This window comes from Actinokineospora xionganensis, from assembly GCF_014323725.1.
Lineage (GTDB): Bacteria > Actinomycetota > Actinomycetes > Mycobacteriales > Pseudonocardiaceae > Actinokineospora > Actinokineospora xionganensis.
Genome location: NZ_JABVED010000003.1, coordinates 55958 through 71640, shown reverse-complemented (window position 1 = coordinate 71640; position 15683 = coordinate 55958). Strand labels below are relative to the sequence as shown.

The following is a 15683-nucleotide window of genomic DNA, read 5'->3' as shown; positions in this document are numbered from 1 at the left end:
CGAGGACGATCGCGGCCCGGCCCGCCGCGTGGGCGAGCCGGGCCGCGACCGGTGTCGACCTCATTCGATTGTGTCCCCGTCGAAGATCGGTTGTCAGGCGCCGGTCAGCGCGTAGCCCGCGTAACGGCCGCCGGCGACCGCGGTGACGCCCGTGCTGCCGCCCACCACCACCGGTTGGCCGGCGAACGTGCCTGCCGCGTCGTTGGCAAGTTCGCCGAAGTGGTTCGCGCCCCAGCCGAGGACGGTTCCGTCGGCGCGCAGTGCGTAGCCGCCGCCGGGGGTGGCCGCGACCTGGGTCACGTCGGCGAGTTCGGCCATCTTGACCGGAGTCGTCGAAGCGCACCCGGAGCACACGCCGACGGTTCCCCAAGTCCAGACCGAGCCGTCGCCCAGCAGGGCGTAGGCGCGGCCGAGCGCCGCCGAGACAGCCCGGACGTCGGTCAACCCGGAGACCTTGACCGCCTCCGCCGAGCCGCAGCCCTGGCCGGTGTTGGAGTCGCAGGCCACACCGATGCCGAGCTCACCGGCCCGATTCGAGCCCCATGCCCACAGCGAGCCATCATTCTTGATCGCATACGCGGTGTACTTGCCCCCGGCGATGTCGCGCATGTCGGTCACGCCCAAGATCTTTCGGGGCTCCGCACTGGCTTCTTTGTAGGTAACACCAAGCAAGCCGTCATGCGCGCTACCCCAGCCGTAGGCCTGCCCGTCGACCAGCGCGAATCCGTTGGTCTCGGTCGCAGCGATCTTCGTGGCGCCGGAGATGACCTCGGTCAGAAAGGGGCGGGCGGTGGCGTAAACCGGGGTCCGGCCCCATCGCAGCACCGTTCCGTCGCGCAACGCGTACCCGGCATGCGGTCCCGCGGCGATCTGCGTGACACCGGCGAGACCCTTCACCGGGACCGGCATCGGCGAACCCAATCCCGTCCAGCCGTTGCCGAGCTGCCCGTATTCGTTGGCACCCCAGGCGACGACGGTGCCGTCGGTCTTGAGCGCGTAGCCCATGTCAACGCCCGACGCGATCGCCTTCACGCCCGACACACCGGTAACCGGGAGCTGTGCCGACTTCGGCGCATTCGGGCGAGCTCCCACACTGTCGTTCACACCCATGCCCCAGGCGACGGCGCATTCGCTGACGCAGCCGCCTTGGCCGACGAACACGCCCTCGACATCGGCGATCACATGCGTGGTGCCCGCGTTGTTGGAGAACCTCATCAGGTCACCGGACTTGACCTGGGCGACCGCCGCGTTGGGGACGGTCTGTCCGGGCTTCAAGTTCAAAGTGGACGTCGAGTAGCCGGACTCCGAACCCGCGTGGACAAAGGTGTCCGTGGTGGCCTGGGTCGCGGTGACGTTCAACAAGGCGCCCGTGACGTAGTCGGGCCACTCGACCGGCACCGACACGGTGGTGCTGACCGGAGTGCCCGCGCCAGACCGCGTGTCGATGATCCGCTGCGGTGTGCGGCCGAAGAAGTGCGAGCCGAACTCCGGGGTGTGGAAACCGACAAGATCCACGATCAGGTGGGTGTATCCCGCGTTGTTGAACAAGTCGACGTACCCGCCATTGGTCAGGGCGACTGTCACCAGGTTCGCCCTTGTGTCACCCGGAACGAGGTTCATATTCGAGGCGGTGGGCCGCACACCCGAGCCCGACCAAGCCGTCACATACGTGGCCGCCGTGACGTCCGTCGCGGTCAGGTTGAACGTGACGGACGTGGCCGACGGCGGGATCTGCCGCAGGAACGGAGCGCCGACGTGTTCGCCGGGCCCCACGGGCTTGCCGCTCTCGGGTGTCGAGCACTCGCTTTCCCGGCAGAGCGGTGAACTTCGAACCCGCGCCGGGCGCATAGAACCCCGCCAGATCGGCGACGAGGTGCGTGTTTCCCGCGTTGTTGAAGAGATCGAGGCTCCGGTCGACGCCAAGAGTCGCCGTGACCTGGTTCGGCCGGGTGTCGCCGGGCGCGAGGTTCAGGCTCGACGCCGTCGGCCGCGGCGCACCGGCCGGGAACACGGTGACGAAGGTGTTCGCGGTCGCGCCGACGCCGGTGACGTTCAGGACGACGGCGGTCGCTTCCGCGGGGACGGCGGACAGCTTCAGCCGGGTGGTCCCGCCCGCCGCGACCGCACCGAGCCTGCCACCGGTGCCGACGCGGGTGTCGAGCACCCGGGTCGGTGCCACCGGCGTGAAGGCCGCGCCGTTCGACGGCGGCGACGGGACATCCTGCGGAGCGGCTGCGGCGGTGGTGGGGACCATGAGGGAGCCGCACACGACTGCCACCGCCGCGGCGAGCGCGGCGGTTCTGGCTGATGGCATCGGTCAGATTTCCTTTTGGGGAGTGGGAAGATCGAAGTAGCCCGCGAGGTCGGCGACGATGTCGACGTAGCCCGCGTTGTTGTAGATCTGGATGCTCTTGTCGGTGCCGAGTCCGAGGAGCGCCATGTTCGCGGCGGTCTGCCCGGCGACCAGGTTGAGGTGTGAGGACTTGGGCTTGGTGGAACCGGTGGGCCAGATGGACACGTAGGTGGTGGCGGTCGTGTTGGTGCCGGTCACGTTGCACACGATGCTCGACGCGCCCGCGGGGAGGATCCCCGCGAGGCTCACGGTGTGCGTCTCGCCCTGGCCGAGGCCGCGCGCGGGCCGGGTGTCGAGGATGCGGGTCGGCGCGACCGGGAAGAACGCCAGGCCGCGGTCGCTCGCATAGAAGCCGGTGGGATCGACGAGCAGGTGGACCGTGCCTGCGTGGTTGTAGAGCGAGACCTTGCGGTCCCGGCCGAGGGCCACGGTGACCTGGTTCGGCGTCGCTTCGCCGGTCGTCAGGTTCAGGTTGGACGCGCGAGGTCTGCTGGCGCCGGTCGGCCAGGCGGTGATGTAGGTGGACTGGGTCGCCGAGACCCCGGTCAGGTTGAACGTCACCGCCGTCGCGGTGAGGGGGACCTTTGTGGACAGGTCGACGGTGACGACCCCGCCCGTGCCGACCGGCGCCCCCGAGCGGGTGTCCAGCACCCGGCCCGACGCCATCGAGGTGAACCCGGACGCGGCGGTGTCCGGGGTGTAGTAGCCGGCGAGGTCGACGATGACGTGGACCCTGCCCGCGTTGTTGTAGACGTTGACCCCGCTGTCGGTGCCGATCTGCACGGTCGCGGCGTTGGCGCGGGTCTGACCGCGGACAAGGTTCAGCGTCGACACCGGCGGGCGCTCCTTGCCATCCGGGTAGACCGTGATGAACGTGCCCTCGCTGGCATCCGCGCCGGTCACGTTCAGGACCGCGGCGACCGCGTCGGCGGGCACGTACTTGCTCAGCGAGATCCGGGTGACGCCGGTGGCGGCCAGCGCGACCGTCCCGGTCACGTCCCGCGAATCGAGCACGCGCACCGGGGTGACCGGCACGAAACGGGTTCCCGGTCCCTCACCGGTCACCGGGGTCGCCTGCTCCCCGTGGTCGGCGGCGGCGACACCGACGCCGCCGATGAGCCCCACGATGAGCGAAGCCACCACCACGGCGCAGGCGGGTCGAATCGTCATCGCGTCCCTCTTTCGACGAAGTCCAAGGTCCCGTGGTGGCGACCCTGGACGGCATCATTGGGTCATCCGGCCGGGGCCAGGTGCATGACTACCCGAAGAAACCCGAGATGTCGACGACCAGATCGACGTGACCTGAATTGTCATAGAACGAGACACCGGGAACGTTGTGCCTCGGGTCCACGCCCACCCCGACCGTCGCCATGTTCGGCGCGGTCTGGCCGGGGGCCAGGTTCAGGTTGGACGCCGTCGGCCGGGCGAGGCCCGCGGGCCACACAGTGACGAAGGTGTTCGCGTTCACGTTGGTCGCGGTGACGTTGTACGCCATCGCCTTCACGTCCATCGGCAGGTGGTCGTAGATCAACGTCAGGAACTGTCCGCTCTCAAGACCGTCGTTCATGGCCCGGGTGTCGTAGCTGCGGATCGGGCCGAACGGGTAGAAGAGCAGGGTCGACGCGGGCGAGTAGAACCCGGCCAGGTCGACGATCAGGTGCGCGGTGCCCGCGTTGTTGAAGAACGAGGCCTTGCGGTCGGCGCTGAGCGCGACCGTCACCTGGTTCGGCGTGGCCTCGCCCGGCGCGAGGTTCAGGCTCGACGCGGTGGGCCTGGCGGCGCCGGTCGGCCACGCGGTGATGAACGTGTCCTGTGAGGCGTCGACCCCGGTGAGGTTGAGCGTCACCGCGGTCGCCGAGTCGGCCACCTTGCCGGTGAAGTCGACCGTGATCGACTGGCCTCCCGGAATGGCGCCGACCGCGGTGCGGGTGTCGATGACCCGGACCGGCGCGACGGTCGTGTACGGGCTGCTGCCGGTCGTCGACTTCGTGTAGTAGCCGGCGAGGTCGGCGATCAGGTGCGTGGTGCCCGCGTTGTTGAAGAACGAGATCTTGCCGTCGAGACCGATCTCCGAGATCACCGCGTTGGGGCGGGTCTGCCCGGGCGCGAGGTTCAGGTTGGACGAGGTGGGCCGCGCGACACCGGTGGCCCACACGGTCACGTAGGTGTTCGAGGTCGGGGCGGTGCCGGTCACGTTGAGCACGACCGCCACGGCGTCGGCGGGAACCTTGCCGTCGAGCGAGACGGCGATCTCGCCTCCCGGCCCCACCGGCGAGGTGCCGGGCACCCCGGTGGCGTTTCGGGTGTCGAGGACGCGCTGCGGCGGCATCGAGACGAACCGGGTGCCGCCCTCGGCGACGGCCGCGGCCACGCCCATCTGCAACTCGCTCGGAGCCGCGGGCCGCGGGGCCACCGCGGAGGCGGTGGCGCCACTGACCAGCGTGGCGCCGACGATTGCCGTCGCGACAGCCAGGACCGACTTGGAGTGCCCCATCAATTCCCTTTCCGGTGACCTGATCCTGGACGCCTCAAACCCGAATCGACTCCGAGTGCACGGCCGTTACGCGGGTTGTACGCGGCATGGAACAGGTCACAACAGATCACTGACATCCCCAGCGGCCGGGCCCCCGCCCCAAACCGGATTCGTCCGCAGACTACCTGACGGGAAAGCGGGCGGAACAGGACAATGCGGGTGATCTCCACCCGATTGTGCTGTTCCGCCCGCTGGAAACGCTGTCGGCTACCTCTGCCCGGAATCGACCAGGGCCAGCGCGCCATGGCTGTATCCGCTGATCGCGGTCACCCCGTTGAGACCGCCGATGCGAACCGGCACCTCGGACGTGGCCGTGGCGACGTCTGGCCCCAGTTCGCCGTTGAGGTTGTGTCCCCAGCCCCAGGCCGAGCCGTCGGCCCGCACGGCGTAGCCGGTGTGGCCTTCGCCGAAGCCGATCCCGATGGCGTCGTCGATGCCCGACACCTGCACGGGGACGGCGCTGACGCCGCCGCCGGCGCCGTTGCCCAACTGGCCTTCGCTGTTGGCACCCCAGGCCCAGACGGTGCCGTCGGCCCGCATGGCGTACCGGTTGGTGTTGCCGCCGCTGATCTGCACGACGTCGGCGAGGGCGGTGACCTGCGCGGGCGTGGTCGACGACTGCGTGGCGTCGGTGCCGAGCAGGCCCGCGTCGTTGGCGCCCCACGTCCACACGGTCTGGTCGGCGCGCAGCGCGAAGCCGTCCTCGGAGATCGCGATGACCCCGGTGAGGCCGGTGACCTGGACCGGCGCGGTCGAGTGGCAGTTCACGCCGGTCGCGGGGACGCACGTGGTGCCGTTGCCGAGGGAGCCCTTGCGGTTGTCGCCCCACGCCCACACGGTGCCGTCGGACTTCATGGCGTACCCGGTGGTGGCGCCCATGGCCACGGCGCGCACGCCGGTGAGCGAGCCGACCCGGACCGGGACGGCGCTGTCCGCGGTGCCGCCGTTTCCGAGCTGGCCGAACTCGCCGTCGCCCCACGCCCACACGGTGCCGTCGGACTTCAGGGCCAGGGCGTTGTCGTCGGTCGCGGAGACCTGCTCGACGTCGGCGGCGAGCTGCGGGATGGCGACCGGCGAGTACGCGATGGCCGGGCCCGGGACAACGTCGCCGTCGCCCCAGACGAAGACGGCGCCGTCGGCGCGCAGGGCGATGTTCTCCCGGGTGCCCGCCGAGATCTGGATGATCCCCGGCAGCCCGAACACCGGGCCGGGGGTCGCGCGGCTCGCCTGGGTGGACCCGTCGCCGAGCTGGCCCGCCGAGTTCGCGCCCCACGAGAACACGCAGCCCGACGCGCTCGCGCAGCCGCGGGTGAAGTAGCCGGCGATGTCGGCGATCAGGTGCACCGAGCCCGCGTTGTTGTGCAGCGCGAAGGTCGCGGCGGGCGTCACGCCCACGGTGACCAGGTTGGCCGCGGTCTGTCCCGTGACGAGGTTGAGGTTCGAGGTCGCGGTGCGGGCGCCGGGCGACGCTGTCACGTAGGTCGCGGTCGTCGGCGCGGTGCCGGTCAGGTTGAACACCACGGCGACGGGTGTGGCGGTCAGGCCCCTGATGGCGGTCTTGAGGTCGATCGTGACCGGGTTGTTCGGCAGCACCGGCTGGTTCGCGTCGCGGGTGTCGACGGCGCGGACCGGCGCGACCGGGGTGAACAGCAGGTCGGCGTCCTTGCCGTAGTACCCGGCGAGGTCGGCGACGAGTTGCACGGTGCCCGCGTTGTTGAACAGCGAAACCTTGCGGTCGGCACCCAGGGCGACGGTCACCAGGTTCGGCGAGGTCTGCCCCGCGACCAGGTTCAGGTTCGAGGCGGTCGGCCGGGCCGTGCCGGTCGGCCAAGCGGTGACGAAGGTGGAGGAGGTCGGGGCGGTGCCGGTCAGGTTGAACGTGACCGCGGTGGCCCACGCGGGCACCTTGGCCGACAGGTCGATTGTGACGGTGCCGCCCTGGCTGACGGGGGCCGACGATCGGGTGTCGAGCACGCGCACCGGGTCCAGCGAGGCGAACTTGACGCCGGCGTCCGCCGCGTAGAAGCCCGCGAGGTCGGCGACGAGGTGGACGCTGCCCGCGTTGTTGAACAGCTCGACCTTGCGCCCGACGCCGATCGCGACCGTGACCAGGTTCGGTCGCGTCTCCCCGGCCGAGAGGTTCAGGTTCGAGGCGGTCGGGCGCTCGGCGCCGTGCGGGAACACCGTCACATAGGTGTCCCTCGTCGGCGCGGTGCCGGTGACGTTCAGGACGACCGCGGTCGCCGACTCCGGCACCTTCGCCGACAGGTCGAGGGTGACGCTCGCGCCCCCGGCGACCGGGATTCCGGCGCCACCGCGGGTGTCGAGCACGCGCACCGGTTCGAGTTCGGTGAAACCGGATCCGGCTACGGGAACGGGCGCGGCCGAAGCCGACCCGATCACCGTGATCGATAAGAGCGCGGTGGCTGCCGCGAGCATGGCGGAACGCATTTGATAACGCACAGAACTCCCCCAGAAATGATGTTCTTCTTAAGCTTTCGTCGCCGCTACGACGAATTCATTGTATGTAAACAGTTTACCGGCGGCCCGAGGCAGCGGGAACGACTTGCTCTCCTGCACGGTCAGGCCCAACTGCGCGCAGACGTCGGCCAGACCGTCGAGGTCGGTGTACGCGACGTGGGTGCTGTCGGAGGCGTAACCGCGCTCCTGCGGGCAGATCAGGACCACGAGGCCGCCGGAGGCCACGTACTCGAGATAACCGCGCAGGATCTCCACGGCCTGTGGGCGCGGCATGTGCTCCACGAGGTGCGCGGCGAGCAGTCCCCCGAACCGCCCGGGCTTCGCGTACTCCGTGTCGCCGAACTCCGCGGTGGTGAACGCGGTCAGCCCGAGGTCGCGGCAGTGCTGCACGGAGTGCGCGTTGTGGTCGACTCCGACACCGTGTGGGGCGAGGTGCCCCAGGTTGCGGCCGATGCCGCAACCCACGTCGAGGACTTCGCGCTCATCGAAGAGCCTCCGCACATTCCACCGGTACGGCCGCTGAACATCCAGAACGCGCTTCCACAGCGGTCCCTGGACGTTCTTGAGCCGGTCGGTGTAACCCTGGCCATCCGTTGATTCAAGCGAAGCCACACGTCGACGGTATCCCATCGATGGGTGAGCGCTATTCTGCGACCTCACCGCATCCCGAAGGAGTTCCCGTGGGCATCGGCAGCGCGATCCGGCATCGACTCGGCCGCTGGGAAATCCCCGCCGCGAACGCGTATCGCGGCCGGTTCATCAACCTGGCCGACCTGGCAACCACCCTGGCCAGCATCAGCAGCCCCAAACGCATCCTGGAGATCGGGTGCGGCGAGGGCGCGTTCGGCGAGGAGTTGCTGCGCGTCTTCCCCAGCGCCGACTACCTCGGCATCGACATCTGCCCTGAGCCGGGCAGGCTATTCCGCGGCGACGACAGCCGGGCGGAGTTCCGCAAGATGCTGTCGACCGACCTGTTGGCCGAGAAGCCGGAGCCGTTCGACCTGGTGGCCATCGTGGACGTCGTGCACCACGTGTCCGAGGACCTGCGCGGCGTCGTGCTGCGGGACGCGGCCGCGCTCACCGCGCCGACCGGGCTGCTCGCGGTGAAGGAGTGGGAAAAGGGCACCGGGCTCTCGCACCTCGTCGCGTACACGGCGGACCGCTATGTCACCGGCGACAAGGACGTGCGCTTCCTCGACGGCCCGGAGCTGTCGAACCTGCTGGCCGAGGGACTGCCCGAGTTCGAGATCGTCTGCGAGACGCGCATCCCGCCGCGCCGCAACAACGTGCTTTTCGCCTTGCGCAGGCCGTAGTTCCCTTCTGACGACACTGGCCGGAGCCCCGATGGGCCCCGGCCAGTGGTCATTGAGCGACTGTCACCAAAAGATCAGCTTGCGGGCGGCGGAGGCGGGGTGGCGAAGACGCCCGAGACGTCGACGATCAGGTCCACGTAGCCGGCGTTGTTGTAGAACGACACCGCGCGCTCGCCGTCCTCGTAACCGACGCCAACGGTGGCCATATTGGCCGAGGTCTGGCCCGGCGCGAGGTTGAGGTTCGACACCGTGGGAAGGTCGATTCCGGCGGGCCACACGGTGACGAAAGTGTTCGCCGTGGTGTTGGTACCGGTCACGTTGTAGGTGAAGGCCACGATCTCAGCGGGCAGATTCGTGTAGGGCAGGTTGCCGTAATAGCCGCCGTCGAGACCGCCGCCCGGGCGCGTGTCCATGTTGCGCCAAGGCTCGACCGGGTAGAAATGGTACGGCGATTCGGGCGAGTAGTACCCGACCAGGTCGACGATCAGGTGCGTGCTGCCCGCATTGTTGAACAGCGAGATCTTTCGGTCGGCGCCAAGCGCGACGATGGCCTGGTTCGGCGTGGCCGCGGCCGACGAGAGGTTCAGGCTCGACGCGGTCGGCCGGTCGGTGCCCGTGGGCCAGGCGGTGACGAACGTGCCCTGGGTTGCGCCCACACCGGTGAGGTTGATCGTCACCGCGGTGGCGGAGGCGGGAACCTTGGCGGAGAAGTCGATCTCAATGGACTGGCCTGCGGGCACAGCGCCACCGACGTTGCGTGTGTCGCGGATACGAACGGGCTCGACAGTGGAGTACGCGGCCGTGTCGATCGTCGACTCGGTGTAGTAACCCGCGAGGTCGGCGATGAGGTGCGTCTTGCCCGCGTTGTTGTACAGGGAGACAAAGCCGTCGAGGCCGATCTCCGTGACGGCGCCGTTCGGCCGGGTCTCGCCGGGCGCGAGGTTCACATTGGAGGCCAGCGGACGCTCAAGGCCGGAGGGCCACACCGTGATGTAGGTGTTGGCGGTGCCGCCGGTGCCGGTGACGTTCAGCGCGACGGCCACAGCGTCGGCCGGGACCTTGCCCGCGACCGAGACCTCGATCGAGCCTGCCGGGCCCACCGGACCGGCGGCCGGAACGCCGGTGCCGTTGCGGGTGTCGAGCACGCGGGTGGGCGACAGCGGCACGAAGCGGGTACCACCCTCGGCCAGCGCCTCAGTCAGCTCGGCCCGCAGCTCGGTGTCGGCCCCCGGAAGCTCTGGCGCGGCGGACGCCTGCGCGGCCCCGCTGATCAGTGTCGCGGCGACAGTCGTCGCCACAAACACCGCGGACTTGGAGAACCCCATTTATTCCTCTTCCTGATGAATTGCTCCGGCTGCGTTTTGCCCATGCTGGAGCTGTGTCCGCACGCGAAAGTGTCGGACACAGCTAGTCACCAAGATGACTTGATACATCCCCAGTTGTCGGGCCCCCGACCCAACCGATTCCCGAGCAGCGTACCCGAATTGCCTACGACCGGGCCAGGAAGAATTGCGAACGTACATCGAACATCAGGCACACCAATTGATCACTACTTTGCGTGTCCGTTTGATTACGCCTTCTCGGCGGCGTGCAGCGTCCTGGACAGGCTCAGTGCCATTGTCAGCACGACCGCCCCGCAGCCGGCGATCTGTGCCCACGCGGCCGCCGCGGTCGGCGAGAACGGCAGGGTGAGGGCTCCGACGAGCACCACGGTGCCCAGGGCCCACGCCATCGTGACGATCCGGTGTTTGCCGAGCGCGAGCAGGGCGGGCATCAGCACCTGGGTGGTCAGCACCAGGACCGTGCCGATGGCGAGCAGCCCGACCACCCCACTGGGCAGCCGCACCTTCGCACCGAAGAGCAGTTCGACGGCTTCGGGGCCGATGAGCAGCGCGAGCAGGACCGTCGGTGTGCCGATTACCGCCACGGCCGCGAGGAATTTGCCCAGCGTCGCCCGGACCGTGGCGAAGTCGCCCACTGTCGCGGCTTTGGTCAGGGCGGGCAGCAGCATGGCCTGGACCGCCGCGAAGAGCAGCACCGGGATCCTGACCAGCACGAAAGCCGACGCGAAAGCTGCCGCAGTGGCCGTGTCGGCGGCGCCGAGCTTGGCCGTGACGACGATGGGCGCGAGGTTCGCCACCAGTTGGAAGCCGAAGGCCGCGGCCACCATGAGGACCAGCCTTCGGGCCATCGCGCGCAGGCTCGCCGCGTCGTCGATGGTGTCGACGGTGTCGACGGTGTCGGGCACCGCGCCCGCGTGCGGGTGGCGCAGCCACGGCAGGCCCGCGGCCACCGCGAGGACGGTGCCGACGCCGAACGTGATCGCGTACCAGGTCGCGTCCGGGTTGCCCAGGACCACGACCGTCACGCACAGCAGGAGGCGGACGAGCCCCTCCACGGTCAGCGTCGCCGCGTATCCGCCGAAGCGCTGCATGCCACCCAGCAGGCCGCGGACCAGGTACATCGCCGCGGCCGCGGAGACCGCCACGAAGATCGCCGCGAACAGGCCCCATTGGCCCGAGAGCGCCTTGTCGGTGAGCAGCGGACCGATCAAGAGGAGCGCGACCGCCACGACGGCGAGCAGGGCGGCGCCGACCAGCGCGGCGTGCCGGGCGACGATGCCGAAACGGCGGTCGCGGGCCAGCCAGGCGCTGGTGGACCGGCTCGTCTCCTGCTCCAGGCCGACGAACACGCCCGGGCCGACGATGCTCACGATCAGGTAGAAGCTGGCGAGGGCCGCCGCGTCGGCCGTGGAGAACGCGTGGCCTGCCAGCGCGAGGAACACGTAACCCGCGATACCGACGACGACGAGGCCCGCGCCCATCAGCACCGCGGGGCCGACCCGCTCCCGGAGGTTTGCAGCAGTCACCGCTCGACCGTAGAGAACCCGTTCACGCCTAAGCTGCCCGGGTGCGACATGTGCTGGTGGTGGGCGGCGGAATCCTGGGGCTCGCGACGGCGCGCGAGTTGGTGGGGCGCGGCGTCGCGGTGACCCTGCTCGAGAAAGAGGCGGGCTGGGCCGCGCACCAGACCGGACACAACTCCAACGTCGTGCACGCCGGGCTGTACTACGCCCCCGGCTCGTTCAAGGCCCGGATGTCCGTGGCGGGCAACAAGTCGATGGTCAGGTTCGCCCGCGAGCACGGGGTCGACGTGCGGGTGTGCGGCAAGCTCGTCGTCGCGACCGACCACAGTGAGCTGCCGGCGTTGGCCGTGCTGGCCGAGCGGGCGGCCGCCAACGGGGTGCCCGCGAAGCTGGTCTCGGCCGAGGAGGCTCGCGAGTACGAGCCCGAAGTGGCGTGCGTGTCGGCGTTGCGGGTGGAGAGCACGGGGATCATCGACTTCCCCGCCGTGTGCGAGGCCCTGGCCGGGCTGCTCGCCGACGCGGGCGCGGACCTGCGGCTGTCCACACCGGTCCTCGGAATCCGCCCGGGCCGCGCAGGCGGCGTCGAGGTCGCGACCGGCGGCGCGGTGCTGCGCGCGGACGCGCTGGTCAACTGCGCCGGGCTGCACAGCGACCGGATCGCCCGGATGGCCGGGCTGGACCCCGTCGCGCGGATCGTCCCGTTCCGCGGCGAGTACTACGAACTCAAACCGGAGCGCGCCCACCTGGTCCGCGGCCTGATCTACCCGGTCCCGGACGCGTCGCTGCCGTTCCTCGGGGTGCACCTGACCCGGATGCTCGACGGCAGCGTGCACGCGGGCCCCAACGCCGTCCTCGCCCTGCGACGCGAGGGATACCGGTGGCGTGACATCTCCGCGGCCGACCTCGCGGAGACCGTGCGCTTCCCCGGGACCTGGCGCTTGGCGAAGAAGTACGCGCTCCCGATCGGCCTCGACGAGGTCCGCCGGTCCCTGTCGAAGCGACGGTTCGCCGAGAGCCTGGCCAAGCTCGTCCCCGCGGTGGGCGAAGACGACATCGTCCGCTCCGGCGCGGGTGTCCGGGCCCAGGCGCTGCTCCCGGACGGCTCGATGGTCCAGGACTTCCTGATCGAGACCGCACCGAACCAGGTCCATGTGCTCAACGCCCCCTCACCGGCCGCGACCTGCGCCTTGGAGATCGCCAAGCACGTCGCCGACCAGGTGTCGGCTTCGTAACGGGGGCAACCAGCACGCCCGGTCGGGCGTGTACCGCTTGAAGGCACCACGGATCTGGGGAATTCAGCTCGACCGAAAGCGCTCGAACACGGCCGTCAAATGCTGACGGTCTATTTGTCGCGCACTTATATGGAATGCGATCAGATAAATGTCTCCATTGCGTAACGGATAACAACCTTCGGCCGCCCTGAGCGCCTTTATGAGTGATTCGCCAAGTGGCGGGAAACAACTGGGGAGAAACGATGTCGAAGAAAACCAAGCTGGTATTGCACGCCACCACCGTCGCCATGCTCACCGCCGCCGTCGCCCCCGTGCTGCTCACGGGCACGGCGGCCGCGCAGGCTCCCACCACCGAGTTCGGCGGCTCCGTGTGGTTCGACCGAGACAGCGACGGCACCGTCGACGAAGGAGAGTCGGGCCGGGCCCGCGCGGTGGTGAAAGCGAAGGGCGCGGGCGGCGAATTCACCGCGCTGACCGCCGCCGACGGCACGTACCGGTTCAGTGGCATTCCGTTCGGGGCGTACGAGATCAGCCACTCCGACCCCGCGTTCGCCACTACCACGCCGACCTCATTCAAGATCGTCTTGGCGGCGGCCACCACCATCGACCCAATCCTGTTCGGCATTCGAGGCGCCACGATCTGCGGCACCGTCTGGCGCGACGCGAATGAGGACGGCCTACGTCAAGATGGGGAGCCGGTGATCCCCAACAGCACGGTCGGCGTGGAGTCCGACGGTTCGAACTACGAGAACTCGGCCGTCGACGGGACGTACTGTCTCGCGGACATTCCCGCGGGCCAACAGGTTCTGGGCGCGAACGACCGCGCGGGTTTCGACCCCAGCGAAGGCTGGACGCGGGAAGGCGGCGACTCCAAGTTCGGCTTCACCACCGGCCGTACCGACCCGATCACCGTCGAGGCGGGCGCTTCCATCAAGGGCGTCGACGCGGGCTACCGGGTCGCCCGGATGGACATGCGCACCTCACAGCTGCTGATGATCTCGGGTGACACGACGTATGACATGAAGTCCCCGGACTTCGCCCCGAGCATCCAGGTCGGTGACGAGTTCACCATCGTCGGCGGCGTCTACCCGGACGGCAACCTCGCAGAACAGCTCCGGGCGACGCTGACCGTCCCGGCGGGTCTCAAGCTGGTGGACACCTTCGGCGGCATGCCGTCGACCATTCAGGGCCAGTCGGTTTCGGGTGGCTTCGAGGGCCGCAGGCACCCCGGCCTGATCGAGTTCATCGGCGTCACGGTTCGCGTCGAGAGCGCGTTTCGGGCCGCTGACGTGCGGCTTGAGGTCGACCGGGGCGGCTACGCCGATCCCAACCTGGCCAACAACGTCCTGACCGCGTCCATCGCCGCCATCGAGGCCGAAACCACCCCGGCAGCGGCGGTCATCCCGGTGAACACGACCAAGACCACTGTCACCGCCTCCCTGGCCGCCACCGGCGCGAACCCCGTGGCCACGGTGGGCACGGGCATCGCCCTGATCGCGGCAGGTGCCGGTGCCCTGTGGTTCACCCGCCGTCGGGCAAGCCTCGCGAGCTGACACATACGCAAACGGAGGGGGCATCCGACAGATGCCCCCTCCGTTTGCGTGGTGGGCAACTCAGCTGACGGGCTTGAGGACGTCGAGTCCCAAGAACGGTCGAAGTGCCTGCGGGACCACCACTGAGCCGTCCGCCTGCTGGTGGTTCTCCAGAATCGCCACGATCCAGCGGGTGGTGGCCAGGGTGCCGTTCAGGGTGGCCGCGGTCTGTGGCTTGCCGTTCTCGTCGCGGTAGCGCACGTTCAGCCGGCGAGCCTGGAACGTCGTGCAGTTCGAGGTCGACGTCAGCTCGCGGTAGGCCTGCTGGGTGGGGACCCAGGCCTCCGAGTCGAACTTGCGGTGGGCGCTGGTGCCGAGGTCGCCGGTGGCCGTGTCGATGATCCGGTACGGCACCTCGATCTTGGCCAGCATCTCCTTCTCCCAGTCCAGCAGGCGCTGGTGCTCGGCCTCTGCTTCCTCGGGCCTGCAGTAGGAGAACATCTCGATCTTGTCGAACTGGTGGACCCGGATGATGCCGCGGGTGTCCCTGCCGTAGGAACCGGCTTCGCGGCGGAAGCAGGATGACCAGCCGGCGTAGCGCTTGGGCCCCTTGGACAGGTCGATGATCTCGTCGGCGTGGTAGCCGGCGAGGGCGACCTCCGACGTGCCGACCAGGTACAGGTCCTCGTCGCGCAGCTGGTAGATCTCGCTCGCGTGGGCGCCGAGGAAGCCGGTGCCCGCCATGATCTCCGGGCGCACCAGGACCGGCGGGATCATCAGCGTGAAGCCCGCCGCCGTCGCCTGGGCGGCGGCCATGTTCAGCAGGGCCAGCTGTAGTTGCGCGCCGATGCCGGTGAGGAAGTAGAAGCGCGAGCCGGACACCTTCGCGCCGCGCTCCATGTCGAGGGCGCCCAGGCGCGTCCCGAGGTCGAGGTGGTCGAGTGGCTCGAAATCGAAGTCGCGGGGCTCGCCGACGGTCTCCAGGACGGTGTAGTCGTCCTCGCCGCCGACGGGGGCGGCCGGGTGGATCAGGTTCGGGATCGCGCGGTGCAGCTCGGCGAAGGTCGCCTCCGCCTCACCCTGCTCGGCCTCGGCGGCCTTGACCTCGTTGGACAGCTCCTTGCCCTTGGCCAGCAGCGCGTCGCGCTCCTCGCCGCGGGCCTTGCCCACCTGCTTGCCGAACATCTTCTGCTCGGCGCGCAGGTTGTCGGCGCGGGAGATGGCGGACCGCCTGCGCTCGTCGGCCGACAGCAGACTGTCGACGACGGCTGGGTCCTCACCGCGGGCGCGCTGCGAGGCGCGCACGGTCTCCGGGTCTTCGCGCAGAACCTTGAGGTCAATCACAGGGTGTGAGGGTAGTCGGGCCCCACACC

12 protein-coding genes are annotated in these 15683 nt (G+C 69.4%); 3 read left to right on the top strand and 9 right to left on the bottom strand.

Annotated elements, in window-relative coordinates; translation table 11 throughout:
* Window positions 1–93 precede the first annotated feature (93 nt).
* From GPZ80_RS32480 to GPZ80_RS06540, 6 genes are all read right to left on the bottom strand, one after another.
* On the bottom strand, window positions 94–1584 hold the full coding sequence (locus GPZ80_RS32480) for an RCC1 domain-containing protein (protein WP_187219144.1): 1491 nt from the start codon (window positions 1582–1584) through the stop codon (window positions 94–96).
* A gap of 16 nt (window positions 1585–1600) precedes the next feature.
* Window positions 1601–2314 (bottom strand): hypothetical protein, encoded by a 714-nt coding sequence (locus tag GPZ80_RS06560; protein WP_187219142.1) that lies wholly within the window; start codon window positions 2312–2314, stop codon window positions 1601–1603.
* Between the two features lie 3 nt (window positions 2315–2317).
* Window positions 2318–3523 carry a hypothetical protein gene (locus tag GPZ80_RS06555; RefSeq protein WP_187219140.1) on the bottom strand — a complete coding sequence of 402 codons (1206 nt, stop codon included), beginning with the start codon at window positions 3521–3523 and terminating at the stop codon, window positions 2318–2320.
* 88 nt (window positions 3524–3611) lie between these two features.
* Window positions 3612–4847: a hypothetical protein gene (locus tag GPZ80_RS06550; protein WP_187219138.1), complete on the bottom strand. Its 1236-nt coding sequence runs from the start codon at window positions 4845–4847 to the stop codon at window positions 3612–3614.
* Between the two features lie 246 nt (window positions 4848–5093).
* Window positions 5094–7337: an RCC1 domain-containing protein gene (locus GPZ80_RS06545; protein ID WP_187219136.1), complete on the bottom strand. Its 2244-nt coding sequence runs from the start codon at window positions 7335–7337 to the stop codon at window positions 5094–5096.
* Between the two features lie 39 nt (window positions 7338–7376).
* Window positions 7377–7979: a class I SAM-dependent methyltransferase gene (locus GPZ80_RS06540; protein ID WP_312880161.1), complete on the bottom strand. Its 603-nt coding sequence runs from the start codon at window positions 7977–7979 to the stop codon at window positions 7377–7379.
* Window positions 7980–8047: 68 nt separating this feature from the next.
* Here GPZ80_RS06540 and GPZ80_RS06535 point away from each other — a divergent pair, with 68 nt between their 5' ends.
* On the top strand, window positions 8048–8680 hold the full coding sequence (locus GPZ80_RS06535) for a class I SAM-dependent methyltransferase (RefSeq protein ID WP_187219132.1): 633 nt from the start codon (window positions 8048–8050) through the stop codon (window positions 8678–8680).
* A 74-nt stretch (window positions 8681–8754) separates the two neighbouring features.
* Here the strand turns inward: GPZ80_RS06535 and GPZ80_RS06530 are convergent, their stop codons facing one another.
* Window positions 8755–10005 carry a hypothetical protein gene (locus GPZ80_RS06530; protein WP_187219130.1) on the bottom strand — a complete coding sequence of 417 codons (1251 nt, stop codon included), beginning with the start codon at window positions 10003–10005 and terminating at the stop codon, window positions 8755–8757.
* Between the two features lie 245 nt (window positions 10006–10250).
* Window positions 10251–11549, bottom strand: a complete 1299-nt coding sequence (locus GPZ80_RS06525; protein ID WP_187219128.1) for a lipopolysaccharide biosynthesis protein — start codon at window positions 11547–11549, stop codon at window positions 10251–10253.
* Window positions 11550–11590: 41 nt separating this feature from the next.
* On the opposite strand from GPZ80_RS06525, the gene lhgD reads away from it, so the two are divergent.
* Window positions 11591–12778: an L-2-hydroxyglutarate dehydrogenase gene (gene lhgD, locus GPZ80_RS06520; RefSeq protein ID WP_187219126.1), complete on the top strand. Its 1188-nt coding sequence runs from the start codon at window positions 11591–11593 to the stop codon at window positions 12776–12778.
* Window positions 12779–13020: 242 nt separating this feature from the next.
* The gene (locus tag GPZ80_RS06515; protein WP_187219124.1) at window positions 13021–14331 is read left to right on the top strand and encodes an SdrD B-like domain-containing protein; all 1311 of its coding nucleotides are present in this window, start codon (window positions 13021–13023) and stop codon (window positions 14329–14331) included.
* Between the two features lie 60 nt (window positions 14332–14391).
* Here GPZ80_RS06515 and serS read toward each other — a convergent pair whose 3' ends face one another.
* Window positions 14392–15654, bottom strand: a complete 1263-nt coding sequence (gene serS, locus GPZ80_RS06510; RefSeq protein ID WP_187219122.1) for a serine--tRNA ligase — start codon at window positions 15652–15654, stop codon at window positions 14392–14394.
* Between the last annotated feature and the right edge of the window lie 29 nt (window positions 15655–15683).